Source organism: Pseudomonas brassicacearum subsp. neoaurantiaca, from assembly GCF_013608025.1.
Taxonomy (GTDB): domain Bacteria; phylum Pseudomonadota; class Gammaproteobacteria; order Pseudomonadales; family Pseudomonadaceae; genus Aquipseudomonas.
This window is the reverse complement of the sequence record NZ_VDLV01000010.1, coordinates 261,400-277,975: the sequence shown is the minus strand read 5'-3', so window position 1 is coordinate 277,975 and position 16,576 is coordinate 261,400. Positions and strand designations below refer to the sequence as shown.

Below are 16,576 nucleotides of genomic sequence, written 5' to 3'. Positions count from 1 at the left end.
ATGAGCCCAGTGCTCCGGACCTGTCCCCGGAAGGACGTCGGTTCACTGTTCAACACCCCGAAACGAGAGAGGGAGCGTCATGCGCCATACCTTGGTTTTATCCGCTTTGCTGGGCACCGGCCTGTTGGCCGCGACCTCCGCAGCCCAGGCCGCCGGCGGCAGCCTGGTGTTCTGTTCCGAAGGCAGCCCCGCCGGTTTTGACACCGCGCAATACACCACGGCCACCGACAACGATGCGGCCGAGCCGCTGTACAACCGCCTGGCCGAGTTTGAAAAAGGCGCGACCAACGTAGTCCCTGGCCTGGCGACGAGTTGGGACATTTCCGAAGATGGCCTGAAATACACCTTCCACCTGCGCGAAGGGGTGAAATTTCATACCACCGATTACTTCACGCCGACCCGGGACTTCAACGCCGACGACGTGGTCTTCACCTTCACCCGCATGCTTGATCCGCAGCACCCGTTCCGCAAGGCCTACCCCACCGAGTTCCCGTACTTCAACGGCATGAGCCTGAACAAGAACATCGCCAAGGTGGAGAAGACCGGGCCGCTGACCGTGGTGATGACGCTCAACAGCGTGGACGCCGCGTTCATCCAGAACATCGCCATGAGCTTCGCCTCGATCCTTTCGGCCGAGTACGCGGACCTGTTGCTCAAGGGCGGCAAGCCGAGCGACATCAACCAGAAGCCGATCGGCACCGGGCCGTTCGAGTTCAAGAGCTATCAGAAAGACTCCAACATCCGCTACGTCGCCAACGAGAAGTACTGGGCGCCGGAGCGGGTGAAGCTGAAAAACCTGATTTTCTCCATCAACACCGATGCGTCGGTACGGGTGCAGAAACTCAAGGCCAACGAATGCCAGGTCACCCTGCATCCGCGCCCGGCCGACGTGCCGGCGCTGAAGAACGACCCCAAGCTGCAACTGATCGAGAAGCCTGGCTTCAACCTCGGCTACATCGCCTATAACACTCGCCACAAGCCTTTCGACCAGGTCGAAGTGCGCCGGGCGCTGGACATGGCGGTGAACAAGCAAGGCATTCTCAACGCTGTCTACCAAGGCGCGGGGCAACTGGCGCAGAACGCCATGCCGCCGACGCAGTGGTCCTACGACGACACGATCAAGGACACGCCTTACAACCCGGAAAAAGCCAAGGAATTGCTCAAGGCCGCCGGGGTCAAGGAAGGCACCGAAATCACCCTCTGGGCCATGCCCGTGCAACGCCCGTACAACCCCAACGCCAAGCTGATGGCCGAGATGCTCCAGGCGGATTGGGCGAAGATCGGCCTGAAGGTGAAGATTGTCAGCTACGAATGGGGCGAGTACATCAAGCGCACCAAGAATGGCGAGCACGACATCAGCCTGATCGGTTGGACCGGTGACAACGGGGACCCGGACAACTGGCTGGGCACGCTGTACAGCTGCGACGCCATTGGCGGCAACAACTACTCCATGTGGTGTGACCAGGATTACGACAAGCTGATCAAGCAGGCCAAGGTCGTCACCGACCGCGACCAGCGCACCGTGCTCTACAAACAGGCCCAGCAGTTGCTCAAGCAGCAAGTGCCGATCACCCCTGTTGCCCACTCGACGGTCAACCAGCCGCTGAGCGCCAAAGTCGAAGGGTTCAAAGTCAGCCCCTTCGGTCGCAACGTCTTCTCGGGCGTCAGCCTGAACCCATAACCGCTTAGCCGCACAGCGAGGGCTTCCCTGGAAGCCCTTCGCAGACGTCTTGCCGTAATTCGCCGATCAGGCGACATGCAAACGTTTGCAAGCTGAAAATGAGTTCCAAACCGTTAGCCGTATCACCAAAAAAGAACGGCATGAAAAGAAAGAAAAAGGAGCGTTACCGATGAAATTGAGCAGCACCGCGATACTGGCCTTGGCCATCAGCAGCGTTACCGCAACGGCTTATGCTGAATCCCAGAGCCAGGACTTCGTTCCGACCGAGCTGGCAAGCACCAGCGCCCAATCCGAAGCCAAGGGTTTTCTCGACGGCCAAAGCCTGTCCGGCACCACGCGTAACTGGTACGCCAACGAGTTGCTGAAGCGGGGCAACTTCAGCTATCAGAAACACGGCGAGACACGTCCGACCGATCGTCGTATCAACTGGGTTCAAGGCACGATCCTCAACTACACCTCGGGCTTCACTCAGGGCACCGTAGGTTTCAGCACCGAAGTCGCTGCCTACAACGCAGTGGTGTTGGACCGCAGCCGCAAGGACATCGCCAACGGCGGCAACCGTACGCTGGCCGAGAACAACGGCGACGCCGTGGACCAATGGAGCAAGCTGGGCCTGGCCAACGTCAAGGCACGGGTTTCCAACACCACGCTGACCGCCGGCCGCCAGAACTTCAGCACCCCGATTGTCGATGTCATCGGCAACCGTGCGCTGCCGTCGAGCTTTGAAGGTGTCAGCCTGCACAGCGAAGAGTTCAGCAACCTCTCGTTCGATGCCGGCGTGTTCGACCGCGTATCGCCACGAACCGAACAGAGCCTTTCGAAGTTCCGCTCTGAATACAACAACAATGGCGCAGAAACCGACAAGGTCAGCGTCGCCGGCCTGAACTACCAGCCGCTCAAGAGCCTGAAGACCAGCGTGTACGCGTCCCAGGTCGAAGACTTCTGGAACCAGTACTATTTCGGCGCTACCCACGAATTGGGTGACGCATCGGTGTTGGCGCTGACCACTGGCCTGAACTACTACAAGACGGTAGATGAAGGCAAAAAAGAGATGGGTGAGATCGACAACGACACCTATTCCCTGTCGCTGGGCCTGACCCACCAGGCTCACACGCTGACGTTCTCCTACCAGGCCGTGAACGGTAACGAATACTTCGACTACCTGCACGAAACCAACGGCATCTACCTGGCCAACTCCCTGCTGTCGGACTTCAACGGCCCGAACGAGAAATCCTTCCAGATCGCTTACGGCATCAACATGGCCGAATACGGCGTGCCGGGACTCAAATTCAACGTCTACCGCGCCCGCGGCTGGGGTATCGACGGCACCCACTACACCGGCACCGCCTATGACGTACGCGGCCTGGATGATGAGAACCACTATGAAACCGGCGTCGGCGCTTCCTACGCGGTACAGAGCGGTCCTCTGAAGGCCACCGCAGTCCGCGCGACCTACACGGAACATCGCTCCAGCCGTAATCAAATCGACGGCAGCATCAACGAATTCCGTCTGGTCACCACCATCCCGTTCAACATTCTCTAAACTGCCACCGGGCGGTCGACTCACGAGGTCGCCCGTCCGGTCTTTTGCCAATTACCCGATTGCAGAGGATTGACGATGAACATGATTCCCCTACGCGCCGCCATCGCCGCCGCGCTGCTGAGTGTCGCCGTTGGCGCCACGGCCAAGCCGCTGGTGGTTTGCACAGAAGCCAGCCCGGAAGGCTTCGACATTGTCCAGTACACGACTGCAGTCACCGCCGACGCTGCGGCGGAAACCGTTTTCAATCGCCTGGCCGACTTCAAGCCCGGCACCACCGAAGTGATTCCGGCCCTGGCCGAATCCTGGGACATCAGTGACGATGGCCTGACGTACACCTTCCACCTGCGCAAGGGCGTCAAGTTCCACACCACAGACTATTTCAAGCCGACCCGCGACATGAACGCCGATGACGTGGTCTGGAGTTTCCAGCGTCAGCTGGACCCGAACCACCCGTGGCACAAACTGTCGAGCGTGGGCTTCCCGTACTTTGAAAGCATGGGCTTCAAGGAACTGCTGAAAAACGTCGAGAAAGTCGACGAGCACACGGTCAAGTTCACCCTGACCCGCCGCGAAGCGCCGTTCCTGGCCGACATCGCCATGGCCTTCTCTTCGATCTACCCGGCCGAATACGCCGACCAGTTGCTCAAGGCAGGCAAGGCCGGCGACCTCAACAGCAAGCCAATCGGCACCGGCCCGTTCGTGTTCCAGCGCTACAACAAGGACGCCCAGGTTCGCTTCAAGGCCAACCCGGACTACTTCCGTGGCAAGCCGCCGGCCGATGCGCTGGTATTGGCCATCGCCACCGACAACAACGTGCGCATGCAGAAGCTCAAGACCAACGAGTGCCAGATCGCGCTGTACCCTAAACCCGATGACATCCCCAGCATCAAGAAAGACCCGAACCTGAAGGTCACCGAGCTGGACGCGATGACCGTTTCCTACACCGCCCTGAACACCAGCCACAAATACATGAGCGACGTGCGGGTGCGCAAAGCCATCGACCTGGCCTTCGACAAGGAAGCCTACGTCAACGCGCTGTTCGGCAAGGGCAACGCCACCGTGGCGGTCAACCCGTACCCGCCGACCCTGCTGGGCTATAACCACGACCTGAAGAACCCGGCCCGCGATCTCGACAAGGCCCGCCAGTTGCTCAAGGAAGCCGGCGTGCCGGAAGGCACCGTGTTCACCCTGTTCACCCGCAACGGCGGCGGCCCGACCAACCCCAACCCGATGCTCGGCGCGCAAATGATGCAGTCCGACCTGGCGAAAGTCGGGATCAAGGTCGACATACGCGTGATGGAATGGGGCGAAATGCTCAAGCGCGCGAAAAACGGCGAGCACGACATGGTGTCCGCCGGATGGGCGGGCGACAACGGCGATCCGGATAACTTCCTGACGCCTATGCTCAGTTGCGAGGCCGCCAAGAACGGCGAAAACTACGCGCGCTGGTGCAACGAGAAATTCCAGGCGCTGCTCGACCAGGCACGCGCCACAGTGAACCCCGAGGAGCGCGCCAAGCTCTATGAGCAGGCCCAGGTGATTTTTAACCAGGACCAGCCATGGATCAGCATGGCCCACACCCGGATGTTCACGGCAATGCGCAAGAACGTAGAGGGCTACGTGATTAGCCCGCTCACCACCAATAACTTCGCCACCACCCAGGTGAAGTAGATAAGAAAACGCCCGGCAACCTTCACCAAAGGATTGCCGGGCACGCCTAACCGGCTGATGAGGTACACCTGAAGATGTTTAGTTTTATTGCCCGCCGATTGGGATTATTGATCCCCACGTTCTTCGGCATCACCTTGCTGACCTTCGCGTTGATTCGCATGATCCCCGGCGACCCCGTGGAAGTGATGATGGGCGAACGTCGGGTCGATCCCGAAATGCATGCACAGGCAATGGAACGCCTTGGCCTCAACAAACCGCTGTATGCCCAGTACCTGGACTACATCGGCAAATTGGCCCACGGCGACCTCGGCGAATCGCTGCGTACCCGTGAAAGCGTATGGACCGAGTTCAGCTCACTGTTTCCCGCGACCCTGGAACTGTCCATGGCCGCGCTGTTGTTCGCCGGCATCCTGGGCCTGCTGGCCGGGGTGATCGCGGCACTCAAGCGAGGATCGCTGTTCGACCATGGGGTGATGGGGGTCTCCCTCGCGGGATACTCGATGCCGATCTTCTGGTGGGGCCTGATTCTAATCATGTTCTTCTCGGTGTCCCTGGGCTGGACGCCGGTGTCGGGACGCATCGACCTGCTCTACGACATCGAGCCGAAAACCGGCTTCATGCTGATCGACACGCTACTGGCCGACGAGCCGGGCGCGTTCCTCGATGCCCTGCATCACCTGATCCTGCCGGCCATCGTGCTGGGCACCATTCCGCTGGCGGTGATCGCCCGCATGACCCGCTCTTCGATGCTCGAAGTGCTGCGCGAGGATTACATCCGCACCGCCAAGGCCAAGGGCCTGTCGCCGTCGCGCGTGGTATTCGTGCATGGCCTGCGCAATGCGTTGATCCCGGTACTGACCGTGGTCGGCCTGCAAGTCGGCACGCTGCTGGCCGGTGCGGTCCTGACCGAAACGATCTTCTCCTGGCCGGGTATCGGCAAGTGGCTGATCGAGGCCATCGGCGCCCGGGATTATCCCGTGGTGCAGAACGGCATCCTGTTAATCGCCTGCCTGGTGATTCTGGTCAACTTCGTCGTGGACATCCTCTACGGCTTTGCCAACCCACGCATCCGTCACCAGCGCTGAGATCAAGACCATGAGTACTCCAACTACCGCGGTAGCAGTCGATCAAAGCCTGCTGTACCCATCCCCGTACAAAGAATTCTGGCACGCGTTTTCCCGCAACAAGGGCGCTGTGGCCGGGCTGCTGTTCATGATCCTGATCGTGTTCTGCGCGATCTTCGCTCCGTGGGTCGCGCCCCATGACCCGAGCGAGCAATACCGCGACTTCCTGCTGACGCCGCCAGCCTGGCTCGAAGGCGGGCAGATGCAATTCCTCCTGGGCACCGACGAACTGGGCCGCGATCTGCTGTCGCGGCTGATCCAGGGTTCGCGACTGTCGTTGCTGATCGGCTTGTCATCGGTGGTGATGTCGCTGATCCCGGGCATCCTGCTGGGGCTGTTCGCCGGGTTCTTCCCGCGCATCCTCGGCCCGACCATCATGCGTTTGATGGACATCATGCTCGCCCTGCCATCGCTGCTGCTGGCCGTGGCGATCGTCGCCATCCTCGGCCCTGGCCTGATCAACACCGTGATCGCCATCGCCATCGTCTCGCTGCCGTCCTACGTGCGCCTGACCCGCGCCGCCGTGATGGGCGAACTGAACCGCGACTACGTGACCGCCGCCCGCCTCGCCGGTGCCGGCCTGCCGCGCCTGATGTTCATCACCGTGCTACCCAACTGCATGGCACCGCTGATCGTCCAGGCGACCTTGAGCTTTTCCTCGGCGATCCTTGACGCCGCCGCCCTGGGCTTCCTCGGCCTCGGCGTCCAGCCGCCAACTCCCGAGTGGGGCACCATGCTGGCTTCGGCCCGCGACTACATCGAACGCGCCTGGTGGGTCGTGAGCCTGCCTGGCTTGACCATTTTGCTCAGCGTGCTGGCAATCAACCTGATGGGCGACGGGCTGCGCGATGCGCTGGACCCGAAACTCAAGAATGCCGCCTGAGGAGATTCCCATGTCACTGCTAGAAATCAAGAATCTCAACGTCCGCTTCGGCGACGCCACCGCCGTGCCGGTGGTCGACGGCCTCGACTTGAGTGTGGAAAAAGGTGAAGTCCTGGCGATCGTCGGCGAATCGGGCTCGGGCAAATCCGTGACCATGATGGCGCTGATGGGCCTGATCGAGCACCCCGGCATCGTCACCGCCGATGCGCTGAACTTCGACGGCAAGAACATGCTCAAGCTGAGCAACCGCCAGCGTCGGCAGATCGTCGGCAAGGACTTGGCGATGGTGTTCCAGGACCCGATGACCGCGCTCAACCCGAGCTATACCGTGGGTTTCCAGATCGAAGAAGTGCTGCGCCTGCACCTGAAGATGTCCGGCAAGGCCGCCCGCAAGCGCGCCATCGAACTGCTGGAAAAAGTCGAAATCCCCGGCGCTGCGAGCCGCATGGATGCCTACCCGCATCAGCTGTCCGGTGGCATGAGCCAGCGCGTGGCGATTGCCATGGCGATTGCCGGCGAGCCGAAGCTGCTGATTGCCGACGAACCGACCACTGCCCTCGACGTGACCATCCAGGCCCAGATCATGGACCTGCTGCTGGCCCTGCAAAAAGAGCAGGACATGGGCCTGGTGCTGATCACCCACGACTTGGCTGTAGTCGCCGAAACCGCCCAGCGCGTGTGCGTGATGTACGCCGGCCAGGCCGTGGAAGTGGGCCAGGTGCCGGAGCTGTTCGACATTCCGGCCCACCCCTACAGCGAAGCGCTGCTGGCGGCGATCCCGGAACACAGCATGGGCGCCGAGCGCTTGGCAACCTTGCCCGGCATCGTCCCCGGTCGCTACGACCGTCCGCAAGGCTGCCTGCTGTCGCCGCGCTGCCCGTACGTGCAGGACAACTGCCGTCAACAACGCCCGGCCCTCGATCCGAAATCCAACAGCCTCGCCCGCTGCTTCTACCCGTTGAACCAGGAGGTGGCGTGATGGCCGTCGTACTTACCGCCCGTGACCTGACCCGTCATTACGAAGTGTCCCGTGGCATGTTCAAGGGCCATGCGACCGTGCGGGCCCTCAACGGTGTCTCGTTCGAACTCGAAGCCGGCAAGACCCTGGCCGTGGTCGGTGAGTCCGGTTGCGGCAAATCCACCCTCGCCCGCGCCCTGACGCTGATCGAAGAGCCGTCCTCCGGCTCGTTGAAAATCGCCGGGCAGGAAGTGGCCGGCGCCAACAAGGCCGAACGCAAGCAACTGCGCAAAGACGTGCAGATGGTGTTCCAGAGCCCTTACGCGTCCCTCAACCCGCGGCAGAAAATCGGCGATCAGCTGGCCGAGCCGTTGCTCATCAACACCAACCTGTCGGCCACCGAACGTCGCGAGAAAGTCCAGGCGATGATGAAGCAGGTGGGGTTGCGCCCCGAGCATTACCAGCGCTACCCGCACATGTTCTCCGGCGGCCAGCGCCAGCGCATCGCCCTGGCCCGAGCCATGATGCTGCAACCGAAGGTGCTGGTGGCGGACGAACCGACCTCGGCGCTGGACGTGTCGATCCAGGCCCAGGTGCTGAACCTGTTCATGGACCTGCAGCAGGAATTCAACACCGCCTACGTGTTCATTTCCCACAACCTGGCGGTGGTGCAGCACGTCGCCGACGACGTGATGGTGATGTACCTCGGCCGCCCGGTGGAAATGGGCCCCAACGAGTCGATCTACAGCCGCCCTTTGCACCCGTACACCCAGGCGCTGCTGTCGGCCACCCCGACCATTCACCCGGACCCGAACAAGCCGAAGATCAAGATCGTCGGCGAACTGCCCAACCCGCTCAACCCGCCGTCTGGCTGCGCCTTTCACAAGCGCTGCCCGTACGCGACCGAGCGTTGCAAGACCGAAGAACCGGCGTTGCGCCCGCTCGATAACCGGTTGGTGGCGTGTCACTATGCCGAGCGGTTCCTCGACGGCGCGGCGTAAGGTGTAAGACAAAGGCAGATAGAGCACTTGTGGCGAGGGGATTTATCCCCGCTGGGCTGCGCAGCAGCCCCCAAACCAGGCAACTCGGTATGCCAGGAAGATTGAGTTCACTGCTTTAGGGCTGCTTCGCAGCCCAGCGGGGATAAATCCCCTCGCCACAGAGGTAAAATTTTGCCTTGGGTCATGCACCCGACATAAAAAACCCCTCCAGCCCCGACTGAGTATCAGTTAGGGCTGGAGGGGTTTTCTGTAGGCCACAAACCTACGTCTGGCTATCGCCCTCTTCATCCTCATCGCCATCCGGCGGATCGACCGGCGAACCATCATCATCCTCGCCATCGTCCGGATCGCCCGCATCCGCATCGGTCGCGGCAAGCATCAACTCGCCCTGCACGACCTGTCCACTCGATGCGTGCTGATCATGCTGATCGCATTCCGCCCACGCGATTGTGGAGCCCAAGGACAACATCACCAAAACCTTCAATAGCAACATCATGCGTAGAAGCTTATTCATAGCCAATTCCTTCTTTCCGGATAAAGCCGGGGCCCGACGGCGCTTAAGAGAATCTAGTTCTGAACAGCCCGGTTCACCAGATAAGACGCCTCCGTACAGCCAGAAATGCCGTCGCTGTACAGAATGGTTTCGAATAAGCGTTATCTCAAAACCAACTAAGCATGCAAACCCTGTGGGAGCGAGCTTGCTCGCGATGACGGCGGCACATCCGAAATAGATGTTGACTGACCCTCCGCTATCGCGAGCAAGCTCGCTCCCACAGGGGATCTGTGCAGAACACAAGTTTCTTGCCCACTGAAGATCCAGTGTGGGAGCGGGCTTGCCCGCGATGACGGCGGCACAGCCAACATCCAGGTCAGCTGACCCACCGCTTTCGCGAGCAAGCTCGCTCCCACAGGTTGGGTCCGCATGATATTGGTGCTAACACCCGCCCTTCTTAAAGCCTTACAGACGTATACCCAATAACAGGGTGCACTAGCCCCGAGGCTACGTTGCCTTGCGCCTTTGCCTACAACTAAGCCAGAATCCGCCCGCTTGTGCGCTTTGGGGTGGGTCTTTATGGTTACCGGGTCGCTGAAAATCAGCGGTCGGGTTTAGCAGCCTGAATCCCTAGACGCATAGAGTTCCGCATTGTTGGGCAGGTGTAGATGCCTGCCATGTAATGGCGGTTGTGCGTGGGAGACCCTCGGGTCTGCCGGCTCTAGGGGTCCGGTCTGCTAACCCGCGTACAGTCGCCACCCTCTTCGTTTAGCAGCGATGTCTGGCGGCTCCATTACCCCTAGGAGCATCACCATGTTCAAAGCCACACCGAACCCACCCGAATCAGACCCCACATCTGCCTATTCCAGCCTAGACCCGGAAAAATTCCACGAAGCCACTGAGCGGGCGCTCGATTATTACTTGAAGCCGGAACAGGCCAAGGCCAAGAAAGAACCGCCAGCGCGGCAGCTCTTCACTGTGGTGGAAGGGGTCGATAGCGAAAGCCTGCTCGCCAACCTCAGCGAAAGCCTCGCCTCAGCCAACGCCATGATCAGCGACCTGGCATTCGACCTTGAAGGCTCTCGCCGACAGGTTGCGATGGGTATTCTTCAGATGATCGAGATGAGTGAATTGCTGGCGAATCGGGCGCTGGATATCGTCGATCCACGCTAGCAACCCACACCAATGAAAGGGCTGGCGCTTAGCCCGCCAGCTCGCTTTTATGCAAGCTGACCCACCGCCATCGCGAGCAAGCTCGCTCCCACAGTTTGAAATGGGGATTGGACACAAATGCCGCGCCCAACACAAATCCCCTGTGGGAGCGAGCTTGCTCGCGATGACGGCGGCACGCTCAACATGAATGCCGGCTGACCCACCGCCATCGCGAGCAAGCCCGCTCCCGCACTTTGAATGGCGACTGGACACAAATGCCGCGTCCAACAAAATCCCCTGTGGGAGCGAGCTTGCTCGCGAAGACGGCGGCACATTCAACATAAATGCTGACTGACCCACCGCTTTCGCGAGCAGGCTCGCTCCCACAATGGGTCACACCCGGTGCTTAGTGATGCTCCCGCGTCGCGCGGAATTTCACGTCTGGCCAGCGCTCTTCCATCAACGCCAGGTTCACCCGGGTCGGGGCCAGGTAGGTCAGGTGACCGCCGCCGTCCAGCGCGAGGTTTTCCACAGCCTTGTTGGAGAATTCCTCAAGCTTCTTCTTGTCGCCGCATTCGATCCAACGGGCGGAGTACACGGTGATCGGCTCGTAGGAGCACTCGACCTTGTATTCCTCTTTCAGGCGACTGGCGACGACGTCGAACTGCAGCACACCGACGGCGCCGAGGATGATGTCGTTGCTGCGCTCCGGGAAGAACACCTGGGTGGCGCCCTCTTCGGCCAGTTGCTGCAGGCCCTGGCGCAGTTGCTTGGACTTGAGCGGGTCCTTCAGGCGCACGCGGCGGAACAGTTCCGGGGCGAAGTGCGGGATGCCGGTGAAGCCCAGGGCTTCGCCTTCGGTGAAGGTGTCGCCGATCTGGATGGTGCCGTGGTTGTGCAGGCCGATGATGTCACCGGCGAAGGCTTCTTCCAGTTGCTCGCGTTCCGAGGAGAAGAAGGTCAAGGCGTCGCCGATGCGCACGTCCTTGCCGGTGCGCACGTGACGCATCTTCATGCCTTTCTCGTATTTGCCGGAGCAGATACGCATGAAGGCAATGCGGTCGCGGTGCTTGGGGTCCATGTTCGCCTGGATCTTGAACACGAAGCCCGAGAACTTCTCTTCCACCGGCTCCACGGTGCGCTCGTTCGCGACGCGTGGCAGCGGGCGCGGGGCCCAGTCCACCACGGCGTCGAGTACATGGTCGACACCGAAGTTGCCCAGGGCGGTACCGAAGAACACCGGGGTCAGTTGGCCGTCGATGAATTCCTGCTGGTTGAATTCATGGCAGGCGCCCTGCACCAGCTCCAGTTGCTCGACAAAACGATCGTACTCGTCGCCCAGGTGCGCGCGGGCTTCGTCGGAGTCGAGCTTCTCGATGATCTTGACGTCGGTGCGCTCGTGCCCGTGACCGGCGGTGTAGACGATGATGTAGTCGTCGGCCAGGTGGTACACGCCCTTGAAGTCGCGGTAGCAGCCGATCGGCCAGGTGATCGGCGCAGCCTTGATCTTCAGGACCGCTTCGATCTCGTCGAGCAGTTCGATCGGGTCGCGGATATCACGGTCGAGTTTGTTGATGAAACTGACGATCGGCGTGTCCCTCAGGCGGCAGACGTCCATCAGCGCGATGGTCCGTGGCTCGACGCCTTTACCGCCATCGAGGACCATCAAGGCCGAGTCCACCGCGGTCAGGGTGCGGTAGGTGTCTTCGGAGAAGTCTTCGTGGCCCGGGGTGTCGAGCAGGTTGATCATGTGGTCGCGATACGGGAACTGCATGACCGACGTGGTAATGGAAATACCCCGTTGTTTTTCCATTTCCATCCAGTCGGAGGTGGCATGGCGGTCGGACTTGCGGGATTTCACCGTGCCGGCCACCGCAATCGCCTTGCCCATCAGCAAGAGCTTTTCGGTGATGGTGGTCTTACCGGCATCGGGGTGGGAAATAATGGCGAAAGTGCGGCGTTTCGCGACTTCGGCGGCCTGTTTGGTCATGGGAAATCGCCTGGCAGGTGATTCAAAAAAGGGCGGCGATTATAGCCCAAGTTGTGCCAGGAACCGAACCGTTGAGCGCATCAAGAGTGGCCAAATGCTGCCCTGCGTGGGAACCTTTTGCCCCGTGGAGGCGTCCACCTCCCTGATACGAGCATCCGTCAGGGCCTGAAAAATCAGCAAGTTAGCCTGACGAGGCTGCGCTCATGGCTCGCTTCGACGGTCGTTTTACCGACCTGGAAAAGAGCTGCTTCTCGCGAACGTTTTCCCGGCAACCAAGAAGGTCTGCCGCCCGGAAACGCGTGCGCCGACTGAAAGACAAAGGAGTCCGCCTGTGGCTATCCACTATGGCAAAGGGCTTATGGGGGGTGCGGTCGTCGTCGCCCTTCTTGCCCTGTTGGTCCACTGGATCGGCATCGATACGATCCAACATTACCGCGACGACCTGCTGTTCTACCTGCAAGCGCACCTGATGCTTGTCCTGGCCTCCATGTTGGCGGCCCTGATTGTCGGCATCCCCGCCGGCATCTTCCTCAGCCGCCCCGGCATGGTCGGGCGCGCCGAACGCTTCATGCAAGTGTTCAACATCGGCAACACCGTGCCGCCCCTGGCCGTGCTGGCCATCGCCCTCGGCATCCTGGGCATCGGCAGCGGCCCAGCCATCTTCGCCCTGTTCCTCGCCTCGCTGTTGCCCATCGTGCGCAACACCTATGAAGGCCTGAAAAACGTCCAGGGCTCCCTCAAGGAAGCCGCCGTCGGCATCGGCATGACCCCGCGCCAGGTGCTGTGGAAAGTCGAGTTGCCCAATGCCGTGCCGATCATCGTCGGCGGCGTGCGCGTGGCCCTGGCGATCAACGTCGGCACCGCCCCGCTGGCGTTCCTGATCGGCGCCAACAGCCTCGGCAGCCTGATCTTTCCTGGCATCGCCTTGAACAACCAACCGCAATTGCTGCTCGGCGCGGCCTGTACCGCCCTGCTGGCGCTGCTGCTCGACGGCCTGGTGACACTGGCCAGCCGCCTCTGGCTGGAACGCGGTCTGCGACCGTCCTGAGCCTGGCTGGATAAAGGAATCGTTATGAAGAAGTTGAGCTTGATCCTGGGCTGCCTGCTGCTGTTCGCAGGGTTTGCCCAAGCCGCAGAAAAACCGCTGATCCGCCTCGGCGCCCGGGTGTTCACCGAGCAGACCTTGCTGGCGGAAATCACCGCGCAATACCTGCGCGACAAAGGCTACGACGCGCAAGTCACTGGCGGACTGGGCAGCAACCTGGCCCGCAGCGCCCATGAAACCGGACAGTTGGACTTGCTCTGGGAATACACCGGCGTGTCATTGGTGGCCTACAACCATGTCACCGAGAAACTCGACAGCGCCCAGTCCTACGCCCGAGTGAAAGAACTCGACGCGAAAAAAGGCCTGGTCTGGCTCGCGCCGTCGAAATTCAGCAACACCTACGCCTTGGCCCTGCCGGAGAAAGTCGCGAAGAAATACCCGCAGATCAATTCCATCAGCCAGTTGAACACCGTGTTGCAGGCCGAGGCGGACGAGAACCACTTGGTGGCCCTGGACACTGAGTTCGCCAATCGCTCCGACGGTCTCGCCGGGATGGTCGAGCAGTACGGCATGAACCTGACCCGCAAGAACATCCGCCAGATGGATGCAGGCCTGGTCTACACCGCGCTGCGCAACAGCCAGGTGTTCGCCGGTTTGGTCTACACCACCGACGGGCGCTTGAACGCTTTTAAATTGAAGCTGCTGGAAGACGACAAGCATTACTTCCCCGATTACACCGCCGCGCCGGTGGTGCGCCAGGCGTTCCTCGACGCGCATCCGCAACTGGCCGCGCAGCTCAAGCCGCTGGCCGAGCTGTTCGACGACGAAACCATGCGCCAGCTCAATGCCCGCGTGGATGTCGATCACGAAAGTCCTTCCGCCGTTGCCGCCGATTTCCTGCGCCAGCATTCGCTGCTCTCAACCCAATGACCTGGAGGAAAAGCCATGGATTTTCTTGACGCCTTTTCCCATCTGGACTGGCCGCTGGTGCTGCACCTGACCTGGCAGCACATCACCCTGGTGGGCATCGCCGTGACCCTGGCGATTGTCATCGGTGTGCCGCTGGGCATTTTCATGACCCGCTTCCCGGCGCTCGCTGGCCCGTTGCAGGCCAGTGCCACGGTGCTGCTGACGATTCCGTCGATTGCGCTGTTCGGCCTGTTGTTGCCGTTCTACTCCAAGTTCGGCCAAGGCCTGGGCCCGATGCCGGCGATCACCGCGGTGTTTCTCTATTCACTGTTGCCGATCATGCGCAACACCTACCTGGCCTTGACCGGCGTCGAACCGGGCATCCGTGAAGCCGCCCGCGGCATCGGCATGACCTTCGGCCAGCGCCTGCGCATGGTCGAACTGCCCATCGCCGTGCCGGTGATCCTCGCCGGCGTACGCACCGCCGTGGTCATGAACATCGGCGTCATGACCATCGCCGCCACCATCGGCGCCGGTGGCCTGGGCGTGCTCATCCTCGCTTCCATCAGCCGCAGCGACATGTCGATGCTGATCGTCGGCGCCGTGCTGGTCAGCCTCCTGGCCATCTTCGCCGACCTGCTTCTGCAATGGCTGCAACGTACGCTGACCCCAAAAGGATTACTGAAATGATCGAACTTCAAAACCTCAGCAAAACCTTCAAGAGCAACGGCAAGGATGTCAAAGCCGTGGACTCGGTGAACCTGACCGTCAACGAAGGCGAGATCTGCGTGTTCCTGGGGCCGTCGGGCTGTGGCAAGAGCACCACGCTGAAGATGATCAACCGGCTGATCCCGCCGACTTCAGGCAAGGTTTTGATCAATGGCGAGGACACCACCGGTCTCGATGAAGTGACCCTGCGCCGCAACATCGGCTACGTGATCCAGCAGATTGGTCTGTTTCCCAACATGACCATCGAGGAAAACATCACTGTCGTCCCGCGCCTGCTCGGCTGGGACAAACAGAAGTGTCACGACCGCGCCCGCGAATTGATGAGCATGATCAAGCTCGAACCCAAGCAATACCTGCATCGCTACCCCCGGGAGTTGTCCGGCGGTCAGCAGCAACGGATCGGCGTGATCCGCGCCCTGGCGGCCGATGCGCCGCTGTTGCTGATGGACGAACCCTTTGGTGCGGTCGACCCGATCAACCGCGAGATGATCCAGAACGAGTTCTTCGAGATGCAACGGGCGCTGAACAAGACCGTGATCATGGTCAGCCACGACATCGACGAGGCCATCAAGCTGGGGGACAAGATCGCGATCTTCCGCGCCGGCAAGTTGGTCCAGTGCGATCACCCCGACACGCTGCTGGCGCATCCGGCCGATGAGTTCGTCAGTAACTTCGTCGGCCAGGACAGCACGCTCAAGCGCCTGTTGCTGGTCAAGGCCGAAGACGCGGCGGACAACGCCCCGTCGGTCAGCCCCGAAACGCCGGTGAACGAGGCGCTGGAATTGATGGACGAACATGACCGGCGCTACGTGGTGGTCACCTGTGCCGCGAACAAGGCGCTGGGCTACGTCCGCCGTCGCGACCTGCACCGCCAGACCGGCACTTGCGGACAATACCTGCGAGAGTTCAACGCCACCGCCGCCTACGACGAACACCTGCGGATCCTGCTGTCGCGCATGTACGAATTCAATCGCTCGTGGCTGCCGGTAATGGACGCCGAACGGGTTTTCCTTGGCGAAGTGACCCAGGAATCGATTGCCGAGTACCTGAGCTCCGGTAAGTCCCGTGGGGGCAAGACCAGTATTGTTTCGCCGGCTGAGGCTGCGTCTGCCTGACCATCGGTAAAGCACAATCCCTTTGTAGTGAGGGGGCAATTTGTGGCGAGGGGATTTATCCCCGCTGGGCTGCGAAGCATACCCAGACTCTGGCACCACGCTTATTCAGATAGGACGAATCAACCGGATGGGGCTGCTGCGCAGCCCAGCGGGGATAAATCCCCTCGCCACAAAAGCAAAGGCACATTCAACAGGCCCGAAAACCGATCGAAGGGAACATCAACCTGTCACACCGGTCGGTTACGACTGATCAGGCACCGCAGCCTTTGTGGCTGGCTTTGG

The 16,576-nt window shown here is 61.0% G+C and carries 14 protein-coding genes; 12 read left to right on the top strand and 2 right to left on the bottom strand.

What is annotated here, in order from left to right:
• Positions 1-79 precede the first annotated feature (79 nt).
• The 7 genes from FHK92_RS07925 (at position 80) to FHK92_RS07895 (ending at position 8,861) form a co-directional block, all read left to right on the top strand.
• Positions 80-1,681 carry an ABC transporter substrate-binding protein gene (locus tag FHK92_RS07925; protein WP_181287576.1) on the top strand — a complete coding sequence of 534 codons (1,602 nt, stop codon included), beginning with the start codon at positions 80-82 and terminating at the stop codon, positions 1,679-1,681.
• A gap of 169 nt (positions 1,682-1,850) precedes the next feature.
• Positions 1,851-3,224 carry an OprD family porin gene (locus tag FHK92_RS07920; protein WP_181287575.1) on the top strand — a complete coding sequence of 458 codons (1,374 nt, stop codon included), beginning with the start codon at positions 1,851-1,853 and terminating at the stop codon, positions 3,222-3,224.
• A gap of 75 nt (positions 3,225-3,299) precedes the next feature.
• A complete protein-coding gene (locus tag FHK92_RS07915; protein WP_181287574.1) occupies positions 3,300-4,895 on the top strand; it encodes an ABC transporter substrate-binding protein in 1,596 nt (531 codons plus the stop codon).
• A 74-nt stretch (positions 4,896-4,969) separates the two neighbouring features.
• Positions 4,970-5,980 carry an ABC transporter permease subunit gene (locus FHK92_RS07910; RefSeq protein ID WP_053145585.1) on the top strand — a complete coding sequence of 337 codons (1,011 nt, stop codon included), beginning with the start codon at positions 4,970-4,972 and terminating at the stop codon, positions 5,978-5,980.
• A 10-nt stretch (positions 5,981-5,990) separates the two neighbouring features.
• Positions 5,991-6,902 carry an ABC transporter permease subunit gene (locus FHK92_RS07905; protein ID WP_030139821.1) on the top strand — a complete coding sequence of 304 codons (912 nt, stop codon included), beginning with the start codon at positions 5,991-5,993 and terminating at the stop codon, positions 6,900-6,902.
• 10 nt (positions 6,903-6,912) lie between these two features.
• Positions 6,913-7,881, top strand: coding sequence for an ABC transporter ATP-binding protein (locus FHK92_RS07900; protein ID WP_053118412.1), 969 nt, complete (start codon positions 6,913-6,915; stop codon positions 7,879-7,881).
• Positions 7,881-8,861, top strand: coding sequence for a peptide ABC transporter ATP-binding protein (locus FHK92_RS07895; protein ID WP_072341153.1), 981 nt, complete (start codon positions 7,881-7,883; stop codon positions 8,859-8,861). The genes FHK92_RS07900 and FHK92_RS07895 overlap by 1 nt, the downstream gene beginning before the upstream one ends.
• Before the next feature lie 262 nt (positions 8,862-9,123).
• On the opposite strand, the gene FHK92_RS07890 is transcribed toward FHK92_RS07895, so the two are convergent.
• Entirely contained in the window at positions 9,124-9,375 is a 252-nt protein-coding gene (locus tag FHK92_RS07890) for a hypothetical protein (protein ID WP_181287573.1), read from the bottom strand.
• A gap of 792 nt (positions 9,376-10,167) precedes the next feature.
• Here FHK92_RS07890 and FHK92_RS07885 point away from each other — a divergent pair.
• Positions 10,168-10,527 (top strand): DUF6124 family protein, encoded by a 360-nt coding sequence (locus FHK92_RS07885; protein WP_181287572.1) that lies wholly within the window; start codon positions 10,168-10,170, stop codon positions 10,525-10,527.
• 385 nt (positions 10,528-10,912) lie between these two features.
• On the opposite strand, the gene FHK92_RS07880 is transcribed toward FHK92_RS07885, so the two are convergent.
• A complete protein-coding gene (locus tag FHK92_RS07880; RefSeq protein WP_181287571.1) occupies positions 10,913-12,496 on the bottom strand; it encodes a peptide chain release factor 3 in 1,584 nt (527 codons plus the stop codon).
• Positions 12,497-12,854: 358 nt separating this feature from the next.
• Here FHK92_RS07880 and FHK92_RS07875 point away from each other — a divergent pair, with 358 nt between their 5' ends.
• The 4 genes from FHK92_RS07875 to FHK92_RS07860 are packed head-to-tail and all read left to right on the top strand — an operon-like array spanning position 12,855 to position 16,294.
• A complete protein-coding gene (locus FHK92_RS07875) occupies positions 12,855-13,544 on the top strand; it encodes an ABC transporter permease (protein WP_181287702.1) in 690 nt (229 codons plus the stop codon).
• A gap of 24 nt (positions 13,545-13,568) precedes the next feature.
• Positions 13,569-14,471, top strand: a complete 903-nt coding sequence (locus FHK92_RS07870) for a glycine betaine ABC transporter substrate-binding protein (RefSeq protein ID WP_181287570.1) — start codon at positions 13,569-13,571, stop codon at positions 14,469-14,471.
• 15 nt (positions 14,472-14,486) lie between these two features.
• The gene (locus FHK92_RS07865) at positions 14,487-15,140 is read left to right on the top strand and encodes an ABC transporter permease (protein ID WP_053181972.1); all 654 of its coding nucleotides are present in this window, start codon (positions 14,487-14,489) and stop codon (positions 15,138-15,140) included.
• Positions 15,137-16,294: an osmoprotectant ABC transporter ATP-binding protein OsmV gene (locus tag FHK92_RS07860; RefSeq protein ID WP_181287569.1), complete on the top strand. Its 1,158-nt coding sequence runs from the start codon at positions 15,137-15,139 to the stop codon at positions 16,292-16,294. The genes FHK92_RS07865 and FHK92_RS07860 overlap by 4 nt, the downstream gene beginning before the upstream one ends.
• Positions 16,295-16,576 lie beyond the last annotated feature (282 nt).